This is a genomic window from Pseudomonas sp. fls2-241-TYG-175 (assembly GCF_030209155.1).
Taxonomy (GTDB): domain Bacteria; phylum Pseudomonadota; class Gammaproteobacteria; order Pseudomonadales; family Pseudomonadaceae; genus Aquipseudomonas; species Aquipseudomonas viridiflava.
In genome coordinates, this window is sequence record NZ_JARVSO010000039.1 from 110,963 (window position 1) to 121,841 (window position 10,879).

General features: G+C 59.4%; 5 protein-coding genes. 3 read left to right on the plus strand and 2 right to left on the minus strand.

The window, feature by feature from the left end:
- Window positions 1–62: 62 nt before the first annotated feature.
- Entirely contained in the window at window positions 63–5,273 is a 5,211-nt protein-coding gene (locus QRN20_RS23020; protein WP_285361293.1) for a dermonecrotic toxin domain-containing protein, read from the plus strand.
- A 73-nt stretch (window positions 5,274–5,346) separates the two neighbouring features.
- Here QRN20_RS23020 and QRN20_RS23025 read toward each other — a convergent pair whose 3' ends face one another.
- On the minus strand, window positions 5,347–6,498 hold the full coding sequence (locus tag QRN20_RS23025) for an acyl-CoA dehydrogenase family protein (RefSeq protein ID WP_122606359.1): 1,152 nt from the start codon (window positions 6,496–6,498) through the stop codon (window positions 5,347–5,349).
- Between the two features lie 3 nt (window positions 6,499–6,501).
- Window positions 6,502–7,599, minus strand: a complete 1,098-nt coding sequence (locus QRN20_RS23030; protein WP_122606361.1) for an enoyl-CoA hydratase/isomerase family protein — start codon at window positions 7,597–7,599, stop codon at window positions 6,502–6,504.
- 285 nt (window positions 7,600–7,884) lie between these two features.
- Here QRN20_RS23030 and QRN20_RS23035 point away from each other — a divergent pair, with 285 nt between their 5' ends.
- Window positions 7,885–9,564 (plus strand): MFS transporter, encoded by a 1,680-nt coding sequence (locus QRN20_RS23035; protein ID WP_058430611.1) that lies wholly within the window; start codon window positions 7,885–7,887, stop codon window positions 9,562–9,564.
- Entirely contained in the window at window positions 9,561–10,754 is a 1,194-nt protein-coding gene (locus QRN20_RS23040; RefSeq protein ID WP_096767752.1) for an HlyD family secretion protein, read from the plus strand. The genes QRN20_RS23035 and QRN20_RS23040 overlap by 4 nt, the downstream gene beginning before the upstream one ends.
- Window positions 10,755–10,879: the final 125 nt, after the last annotated feature.

The following is a 10,879-nucleotide window of genomic DNA, read 5'->3' on the forward strand; positions in this document are numbered from 1 at the left end:
CTTTTGTCCCTGTGCACGCTGTCGAGCAGCGTGTACAGGGCACGATTTCAAGGAAACAGTACATGCCCGCGTCACCTCCCTATTTTTTCAGTGAATCACTCAGGTCGCAGTTCGCACGCGATGTACAGGAAGCGGCTGACGCTTTCCGAATCACCGTGGCTCAACGCGACTGGCTAACGAGACTGGCAGACACCGAAGGCCCGACAGCGCCTGTACCGGCGTTGCCCAGGGTCGATAGACTGGTCTTGAGCGACAACAGGCTTCAGGTGGCCGAATTGGCCGGTGCGCTGTTGATCAGTGATCCTGCCGATTCCGATGCTCCGGTTTTCCTGAGCACGCTGCTGTTGGGTATCGAGTCGTTCGACAATCGCGTGTCACTCCTTATGGCGTTGAAGAAGCGATTCCCGGAGGTCGATTTCGAGTCGGTTGAAATCGACGCCGAGCATGTGCAGACCCCACTGTTCGAGACGCAATCGCGCCTGATCATGATTCAGCAGGCCGCACACCTCGAGAGCCTGTTCGGACAATTGCATGCGCTGCCCGACTTGCAGAGCGTGTTGGGGCAGGGGCTCAGTGCAAGGTTGCAGGCGCTGAGTCCCGAATTCCATGTCGATGTCTTCTCCCATCCTGTGCAACTGGTCGACACGACCCAGTCTATGAGCATCGTTGGTGTCCAGCGTCTGGATGACGTCGTGCTGGATGAATATGTTTCCCGCACGCTGCCGACCGGCCTGAAACGCCAGTATCTGGATGCGCGTGGGCGGATGTTGTCCGACGGGCAAGTGCAACTCTGCACGAATGCCATTTCGCAGACGATCAAAAATGTCGTTGGAACGTATGAGCAATCGCTGACGGATTTCTGGGCATCCACGCGAAGCGATGGCCAGGCCGTTCGTGACGTTTGCGTTCAGGCGCTGACGGAATCCTTTCGTCAGCATCTGCTGTCGAGTCGCAGCAACGGCTCATTGAGCACGGCCGAATTTCGCCGTTTGCGCTGCCTGATACCGTCGTGCGGTACCTCGCCGCAGTCCGAATCGATCAGGCTTCGACGGCTGTCGGTCGTCGTTGGCAGCAACGAGCCGGTCAAGCTGACCGGACTGTTCATGATCGATTTCGAGCAGGGGGAGCCGAGTGGCGTTTACCTTTACTCCTTTCTGAGAGGTTTCAGGCATTTTGCCGATTCGAATCAGGTCGAGGCGTATCTGTCCCATGGCCAGGGTCGTTCCGACCTGCTGCTCTTTTCGTCCTTGAACGACCAGCCGTTGATCGAGGCGCCCGGTCAGGTCGAGTTGCATACGGAGACACTGACGGCGTCGCTCTTTCCCCATTGTCTGGACCTGATCATTGCCCTGCAAAAGCGCAGTCTCCGGTACACCCTGGGGTTGGCGACGCTCGGACATTCGAGAACACCGGTCCGGGTCGATGATGCTCTGGATATCAGAGTTCTGCTGGACGCCCGTTTGATGGGGCTGCACGGCCCGGGTCGCTGGCGCTCGGGTGAGAGTGCGTTCGAGCGTATCTGGCAAACGAGTACTGCTGTTGTGCACGATGTCAGTTTCGAATCTGTGGGTACCTGGGCCGGCAAACTGGAAAAAATGGAGCTGCTGTTCCGAGAGGTGTCACTGCTGCACCCCGGCGTGGATGGCTGCATGCGCAGTGCACTCAATTTTTATCTGGCCCTTGTGGGTGACGCCAATCTGGATTCACGCGAACTCCGCGTGGCATCCCTTTCCGGTGGTGATGACTCGATGCCCTTGCTTTCATGGGCGCTCGGAAGGGTTTGCGGGCATTCAGGCGGGGCATTGACCGGTGCGCTCGTTGTGGGTGGCGAGCTTCCTCCATCGCCCCGTTCGCTGGCGCAGAGCCTGCCTGTGACGATAATCGAGGAGATGGTCAATTGCGTGCTGGCCGATTTTGCCTCGCGTTATGAATGTCAGATTGACGAGTTCTATACGCATCAGACGCGCTATCTGAATACGTATGTAAAACCCGGTGCAGTAATGAGGCTTGTCCGGGAGTACGGCCTGCGCCTGGAGCTGACCATGCAGAGGCGTCTTGGCAAGGTCTCTGAACCGGTGCTGGACAGTCTGGAGCAGGTCCTCAACAGGCCACTGCCTGCGTTGAGGCAGGAACTGGGTCAGGCTCGAGTCGAGGCTTATACCGTGTCTGCCCGGTACGGCAGTCCCGAGCGTCGCATCACGCTTCCCAATGTGTTCGTGCTGTGCAAACCGCTGCAAAGCGAGCATTCGGTCATCTGGTCGCCGATTCATGGGCTCAGGAGCTTCGAATCACTGACGGCGTTGAAGGCACAGATCACGCTGGAGATGACATCCTTACCCGCCACCGAATTGAGAGGGCTGTTGTCGGAGCCGGACAGGCAGGCCATGCTGGAGTACCTGAGTGGTACGCGTGCGCCTGATGTCAGGATTGATCTGCATCTCATCAGCGGGCATTTTATCGAGGCGCTGCAGGGGCAGGAGATCGAACGGCAGCGCCACACGATCACCAGCCTTTACCAGCAGGCCGTCGAGCGACAATTGGCCCCGACTGTGTTCAGCCACCTCCTGGATTCGGTAGAGCGTGACGATACCAATCGCCATGCCCTGAACCATCTGGGTGTCATCATTCAGTCGGTTGTTTACCAGACCATCGTGCCCCAGTGGATCAGCGACGCCTCGACGCAGGAACAAGTCGTTCTTATCGATATCCTTCAGCGTTTCTATGTGACCTGCGTCGCGCAGAAGGATTTTCTGTTCGGTATCCCCAGCCTCTATGAGTATTCCCGCCGACAACTGATTCTCAGGTTGATGCATGATTTTCCAGAGCAGGCCATTGACCCTGACGACATTACGGTCACCCTGACACATTACATTCCATCGCCGGTGCCGCCCGGCCAGATCAACGCACTGCCAGCCGCGACCGAGCGGGTCAGCGAAAGTCTTGGTGAGTACGCCGTGAACCGATTCATGTCCCGACAGGATGGGGTTCTTACGCTTGCGGCAAACAAGGGTAAGACGCTCGATCCTTCCCTTACGGTGGCCTATGTCCGTGACATGGCAGACTCGCTCGATATTGCGAAAGGTTATCGGCGTTTGCTGGGGTCGAAGCTGGTCGAGAGTAACCCCGATTACCTCGCCCGGAAAAAACTGTTCTCCGAACAGATGCCGGCGACAGGGCTGCTCAGTGCTTTTACATCAACCTTGAAGAAGGAGATGTCTGAAGACGCATTCGTCTTTATCAACCACGTTCTGAACATGCCTGACGGTCTTGCCCGTCTGTCTGCCAAGGGGCGCGAGGTGATGATCAGTCCGCTCTATCTGCTGCCGTCCAGTGAGGGGTGGGCGCCCACCACGGTCATCAATACATACATCATCGGGCCTTCCGAGTCCTCGGATACCGGCTCTGGCCCCTGGATACTTTACGCCCCTTTGAACGGAGATTTTGTATTTCGCGAATATGCCGATCTTGATGGGCTTGTGCATGATATCCGTACTTCCGCGAGCCTTCAGGCATTCATCCTTGATCGCATCGAGCCGGACCAACGCAAGATTTTTGACAACGGCGGTTTTATGGAGCCGCATCTGCCGTTCAGTGTCGAGTCTTCCTTTGATCTGCCTCTGGAGCGTCCGCAACCGGTGACGCTGCAGGTGCGACCCTACAAAGGTAATGCGCTTGACCTGCTGTTCGAGGGCACGCTGCAATCTCTGACGCTTCAAGTGCAGCAACAGACAGTGACCAGCGATGAGTTGCGAAGCACAGCAACGCGATACCTCTTCGGACTGGCTGCCGAACAGGCCATGGCGCTGTTGCCGGGTCGGCTGGGGGCGCTGGTCGGGGTGTTGCAGGGGCAGAGCCTGTTGAGCAGATCGGCCGCTTCGGCCGGGGAGCAACACTGGGGCCAGGCCGTGGCGGAATTCATGGCAGCCCTGTGCATGCTGATCTCGTCGGGGTTGAACGTGCAGATGGACGGTACATCGAATTTGGATGATGACGCAGGCGATCAGTCTGCGCAGGTAGAACCCGAGGCTGAGGAGGAAGAACCTGGAGAAGTGCCACCTTTTCCCGAGTTTTCCTGGTCGAATAATTCCCTGACCCAGCAGATCCGCACCCGGCTGCGTCAGTTCGAGGTTCATGACGTCGCGCTTGAATCCCTGCATAAGGATGAGCTGTTCAACACCTACAACGATCCGGTCAGCGGGAAGAAGTATGCCGCTATCGACGGCAACGCCTATGAGTTGCGCTCCGACCGGGATGGCTGGTTCATTGCCTCGAAAGACATGGCTGGCCCGCCAGTGGTACTGGACAAGGATCAGCGCTGGAAGCTGGATCTGCAGATGGGCCTCAAGGGCGGCGGCGGTATCGTCACGCGTCTCAAGAACAGCCAGCTCGATATCAGCATTGATGAAGCACTGGCGGTGGACTCGAGCGGCATGCTGGATATTCGCCGTACCTTCCGGGGAATGGCGCTGGCCATTGAGGAGGGGCATGCACAGGCGCAACGCTATCTGGAAAACTGTCTGGACAACCTGCGCCTCAGACTGCCGGAAAATTCGGTGGATACTCGTGCGCAGAAAATCGTCGGAGATTTTTTCGGAACCGGTTCACCTGATGCCCGGGCTTACGACGTTGTCAGGCAGTCGGTAACAAAACTGTACAACGCACTCATGGATCCGACGCTGTCGCCCATCGACTCGCCGCGCTTCGTGGTTGGCGTCAACAGGGTCGGGCGTGAGGAATGCAGTGCCTTCGTTTTCGAAGCGGACCCCCAAAAAAGGATTTTCCTGACCGAGCAGTTCTTCCGGCTTCCTGCCTATCGGTTCAAGGTAAGGGCGATGCGCTCAGGCAGTTTCCACTTTGGTGCCCATTATCGCGCAGCCATTCTGATTCATGAGTTGTCCCATCAGGTGCTCAACACCGAAGACATCGCTTACGTTGACTCTCAGGCGCCCTTTGCCGATCTGCTGGAAGACACGGCAGGTTACCGGTTGCGCATTCGTAATCAGCAGATAGCCCTGCAGCAAAAGGTCTTGTCCTATCAGACGGATCGCAGTCAATTGTTCAAGCAGCTGGAAGACGGGCTATGGCGGGATCTGAAGCGCGCCGATGGCGATGGCAAGAAGACGATCCTGCACATCACGGGCAAAAAGACACTGGATGAAGCGCGCGACGTTTTCTACGCCGATGTCGATAAGCGTACGGACATCATGCTCAGCAATGCCGATTCACTGACGTTGCTGGTGACCTTGCTCGGCAGGGAGCGGTTCGCTCGTTAAGCGGGCGGCTCTGATGATGTTCATCAGAGCCGCCATTTCAGCTCATTCAAACCGTACAGCTCAGACCCTTGCTTCAGACCAGATAGTGGCGCAATTCCCTGGCGATCAGCAGGCGCTGGATCTCGCTCGACCCCTCGTAGATCTGGGTGATGCGTGCGTCACGGTAATAGCGCTCGACCGGGTAGTCCTCGAGATAACCATAGCCACCGTGAATCTGTATGGCCTTGGAACAGACCCATTCGGCCATTTCCGAGGCGAACAGCTTGGCCTGCGATGCTTCTGACAGGCAGGGCTGACCGGCACTGCGCAGTCGGGCCGCGTGCAGGATCAACAGGCGAGTGGCGTTGATGCGGGTGTGCATGTCGGCCAGCAGGTTGGCGATGCTCTGGTGCTCGATGATGGGTTTGTCGAACTGCACGCGTTCGCGGGCGTAGGCCAAAGCGGCTTCGAACGCGGCGCGGGCGATGCCCAGGGCCTGCGCGGCTATGCCTATGCGTCCGCCTTCCAGGTTCGACAGTGCGATGGCCAGTCCCTTGCCGCGCTCACCGAGCAGGTTGGCGGCCGGAATACGGCAATTATTGAGCGTGACCGCGCAGGTGTCCGAAGCGCGGATGCCCATTTTGTGTTCGCTGCGATCCACCACGAAACCGGGATTGTCGGTGGGCACCAGGAAGGCCGACAGGCCTTTCTTGCCCAACTCGGGATCGGTCACGGCAAACACGATGGCCAGTTTCGCCCGTTTGCCGTTGCTCACGAACTGCTTGGCACCATTGATGACCCACTCATCGCCCTGCAATTCGGCACGGGTGCGCAGGTTGTGCGCTTCGGAACCTGCGTGGGGTTCGGTCAGGCAGAAACAGCCGATGGCCTGGCCGGTAGCGAGCTTTTCCAGCCAGGCATGTTTCTGCGCGTCGGTGCCGTAGTTGAGAATTGGCCCGCAGCCGACCGAGCTGTGGACGCTCATCAGGGTGCCGGTGGCTGCGTCGGCTGCAGAAATTTCTTCGACAGCCAGCGCATAGGCCACGTAATCAATATAAGTGCCACCCCATTGCTCGGGCACCACCATGCCCAGCAGGCCTAGCTCGCCGAGCTTGCCGACCAGTGCATCGTCGATCCAGCCGGCCTTTTCCCAGGCCTGGGCGTGCGGGGCAATTTCGTTGCGGGCGAAGTCGCGCGCCATGTCGCGAATCATGATCTGTTCTTCGGTCAATTCCAGGTCGTGCATGACTCAGGTCTCCTGGCCGCTGAAAAAACTTTCGACGTGCGCTGCACTGACGTCCTGCGCACGGTCGTGTTTCCATCGCGGCTTCTTGTCTTTATCGATGATGAGGGCACGTATGCCTTCGATCAGGTCGCCGCGCTCGAACCACTGACGGTCCAGATGCAGCTCCATGGCGAAACAGGCGTGCAGGGAAAGGTGGCGTCCCCGGTTCAGCAGTTCCAGGGTCACGGCCATCGCCAACGGCGAGTGGCCTTGCATGCGTTTGACCGTGTCCAGCGCCCATTGGCGAGTGTCGGCGATGGTCACTTCCTGCAATTGCTCAAGAATGCTCGGGATATCCGGCAGGCCGAAAAAATGGTCGATGGCAGGGCGCAGCAGTTCCAGAGGCGGGTAGGGCAGGCGCTGGGTGCCCAGTTTGGCCATGGCGCCCTGCAGGTCCTTGAGCGGGGTCGATTTCCATTTCAGGTGATCGAGCATGTGATCGAGGCGCGGCAGCATTTCGCTGTTCATCGACCAGTTGGCCAGACCGCAGTACAGCGCGTCGGCCGCCCCGATCTGGCTGCCGGTCACGCCGAGCCAGGTGCCAATCTCGCCTGGCAGGCGGGACAGAAAGTAACTGCCGCCCACATCGGGGAAATAGCCGATCGCCACTTCCGGCATGCCCAGTCGGGTGCGTTCGGTGACCACGCGCAGATCCGCACCCTGAACCAGCCCCATGCCCCCGCCCAGTACCAGACCGTCCATCAGTGCCATCACCGGTTTGCGATAGCCATGAATCGTCAGGTCCAGCGCATATTCTTCGGCGAAGAACATTTGGTGCGAATCCAGTCCGTTGCGGTGGCTCTCGTACAGCGAGCGAATATCGCCGCCCGCACAGAACGCCTTGCCGCCCGCTCCGCGCAGCACGACGGCATAGACGCCCTCGTCATCGGCCCAGGCGTCGAGCTGTTTCCTGAGCGTGCGCACCATCTCCAGATCCAGAGCGTTCAGACCTGCAGGACGATTGAGTGTCAGGTGACCAATGTGATTGCGTACTTCGACCAGAATCGCCCCCCGATTGGCGGACCGTCTGACCGGCAGGGCGGATGAAGCCTGTGAACTCATTCTGAACTCCTTGTTCGTTTGCGCTTTCTTCTTGTACGTTCCCGGCGTCGCAGCCGATCGTAGCAGTGCAAATGTGCAAAGCAAAACTGCGTTTAAGCATAGCCCCAAGTTTCAAATTGCCATCATTTACGGCGCTGTTCGACGCCGTGAGCTTTAATCCATCTGCCTGCACATGAATCATCGCGGCGCTCATGAGTATTCTGGCTGCTGTGACTGTCACACATGGAATTCCTCAAGCCCTTCAACGAATGATTTCCATGAACGACCTGCCATGAACGATTTCTCTTGAGCGATAAATACGCCCCACGCGAATGGGCACCCCATGAACGTCCGACCATGCCGGGTTCGCCGTCGACGCCCCTGCACTCCAACGCAAGGCGCTGGGCGTTCGCGCTGGTCGGCGTGATCGTGGCGCTGACCGGCGGCCTGGGCAATGCACTGGTCATCGCCAACCTGCCCTATCTGCAGGGCGCATTGGGCGCGACTTCTCAGGACATCGCCTGGCTGCCGGCTGCCTACATCATGACCAACGTGTCGATGAACCTGCTGCTGGTGAAGTTCCGGCAGCAGTTCGGTCTGCGTGCCTTCACCGAACTGTTTCTGGTGCTGTATGCGCTGGTGACGCTGGCACATCTGTTCGTCAACGACATCGATTCGGCCATCGCGGTGCGGGCAGCCCACGGGATGGTCGGTGCAGCGCTCAGCACGCTGGGCCTGTATTACATGATCCAGGCCTTCCCGCAAAAATGGCGCTTGAAGGCGCTGGTGCTCGGCCTGGGCACCGCGCAGTTGGCCACACCGCTGGCGCGTCTGGTTTCCGAGGACCTGCTGCAGATCGCCCAATGGCGCGGCCTGTACCTGTTCGAGTTGGGCATGGCGATGCTGTCGCTGGGTTGTGTGCTGATGCTCAAACTGCCGCCGGGGGATCGTTTCAAGGCGTTCGAAAAACTCGACTTCCTGACCTTTGGCCTGCTCGCGCCGGGGTTCGCATTGCTGTGTGCGGTGTTGTCGCTCGGTCGCATCGAGTGGTGGCTGGAAGCGCCGTGGATCGGCATTGCGTCGGCAGCGTCCATCGCGCTGATCTGCGCAGGCCTTGCCATTGAACACAATCGCAGCAACCCGTTGCTGATCACTCGCTGGCTGGGCAGCGGCTCGATTCTGCGGCTGGGGCTTGCAGTGATCCTGTTTCGCATCGTGCTGTCGGAACAATCGGTGGGTGCAGTCGGCTTTCTTCAGGCCCTGAACATGGGCAGTCAGCAACTGCACACGCTTTATCTGGTGATGCTGCTGGGCAGTGTCGCGGGTCTCGCGGTCAGCGCCCTGACCATCAATCCGGCGCACCTGATCAAGCCGTTGCTGATCTCGCTGGCGATGATGGCGGTCGGGGCGTGGATGGACAGCCATTCGACCAACGTTACCCGCCAGTCGAACATGTACCTCAGCCAGTTCCTGCTGGCCTTCGGGGGTACGTTCTTTCTGGGGCCGACGCTGGTGCTGGGCATCAGCGGCGTGCTTGCCAATCCCCGCAACATGATCAGTTTTTCAGTGCTGTTCGGGATCACGCAGAACATTGGCGGCCTGATCGGGTCTGCTGCCTTGGGCACGTTCCAGATCGTGCGCGAAAAGTTTCACTCCAGCCACATCGTCGAGCACCTGACGTTGATCAACCCATTGGTGCAGTCACGGCTGCAAAGCTACGGCGCCAGTTACGGTTCGGTGATCGCCGACCCGTCGCAACGCAACGTTCAGGGCATCCGCGCCATGGCCACGGCGGCCACCCGCGAGGCCAACGTGCTGGCGTACAACGACGTGTTCATGTTGATCGCGTTGATTGCGGTACTGACCATGGTCTGGATTTCGTTCCGGGTCATCTGGCTGAAAATGACCACTCAACCTCAGGCGCTGGCCCCTGTTGCACCAGCTGCTCCGCCTTCCGTATCACCGACCGGCGCACAACCTTCATGACCGAACCCAACACTCCGAACCCCAATCCAGACGCCGAGCGCAGCGCTGCTGCGAGTGGCGAAACCGTGAAGCGTACTGACGGACCGGCTCCTGCACCGCTGAAATCACCGGTTACCAGCCGCCCGAGTTCGCGACGCAAGCGCATCATCTCCTCAGTGCTGTTTGGCGTCGTCGCGCTGGCCGGTGTGTTGATCGTGCTGTATGCGTGGCAACTGCCTCCGTTCACCAGCCCGATCCAGAGCACCGAAAATGCGCAGGTGCGAGGCCAGACCACGTTGATCAGCCCGCAACTGAGCGGCTACGTGTACGAGGTGCCGGTGCAGGACTTCCAGTTCGTCAAAACGGGCGACCTGCTGGTGCGGCTGGATGATCGCATTTACAAGCAGCGTCTGGATCAGGCGCTGGCCCAGTTGGACGTGCAGAAGGCCTCGCTGGCCAACAACCTGCAACAGCGGCGCAGCGCCGAGGCGACCATTGTTCAGCGTCAGGCCCAGTTGCAGAACACCATCGCCCAGAGCCGCAAGAGCGCCGCCGATCTGCGCCGCAATCAGGCGCTGGTGACCGATGGTTCGGTATCGAAAAGCGAGCTGGACGTGACCCGTGCCGCCGATGCCCAGGCAAGTGCCGCGGTCGCTGAAGCCAAGGCAACCTTGCAGATCGCCCGCGAGGACCTGCAGACGGTGATCGTCAACCGGGGTTCACTGGAGGCTTCGGTCGCCAACGCCGAGGCGGCGATTCAACTGGCACGTATCGACCTGGACAACACCCGCATCGTGGCACCCCGTGACGGTCAACTGGGGCAGATCGGCGTGCGCCTGGGGGCTTACGTCAATTCCGGCGCGCAGTTGATGGCGCTGGTGCCGGAACGGCGCTGGATTATCGCCAACATGAAAGAAACCCAGATGGCTGACGTGCGCTTGGGGCAGTCAGTGAGTTTCACCGTCGATGCGCTGGATGACCAGACCATGCACGGCCGTGTGCAACGTATATCGCCTGCCACAGGGTCCGAGTTCAGTCTGTTGCCTGCGGATAACGCCACCGGCAACTTCGTGAAGATCTCCCAGCGGATCCCGGTGCGCATTATCGTCGATGACAACCAGCCACTGCTCGAACGGCTCCGGCCGGGGATGTCGGTGGTGGTGAGTATCGACACCGGCACCGAAGGTGACGTGCCCCCGGATCCTTTTTGATGATCGTTCCTACGCTCTGCGCTCATCGTTATACATAAGTCATCTGGCCATCCAGTGAGGCAGCAGCACTGATGCGCTTTTGTACCGCGATGTCATGAACACCGCAGATCGCGACGTGGGTGAAG

What these genes read in the sequence shown, in the direction of transcription:
- QRN20_RS23020 (WP_285361293.1), top strand. Translation starts at nt 63, where the DNA reads ATGCCCGCGTCACCTCCCTATTTTTTCAGTGAATCACTCAGGTCGCAG.
- QRN20_RS23025 (WP_122606359.1), bottom strand. Translation starts at nt 6,498, where the DNA reads ATGCACGACCTGGAATTGACCGAAGAACAGATCATGATTCGCGACATG.
- QRN20_RS23030 (WP_122606361.1), bottom strand. Translation starts at nt 7,599, where the DNA reads ATGAGTTCACAGGCTTCATCCGCCCTGCCGGTCAGACGGTCCGCCAAT.
- QRN20_RS23040 (WP_096767752.1), top strand. Translation starts at nt 9,561, where the DNA reads ATGACCGAACCCAACACTCCGAACCCCAATCCAGACGCCGAGCGCAGC.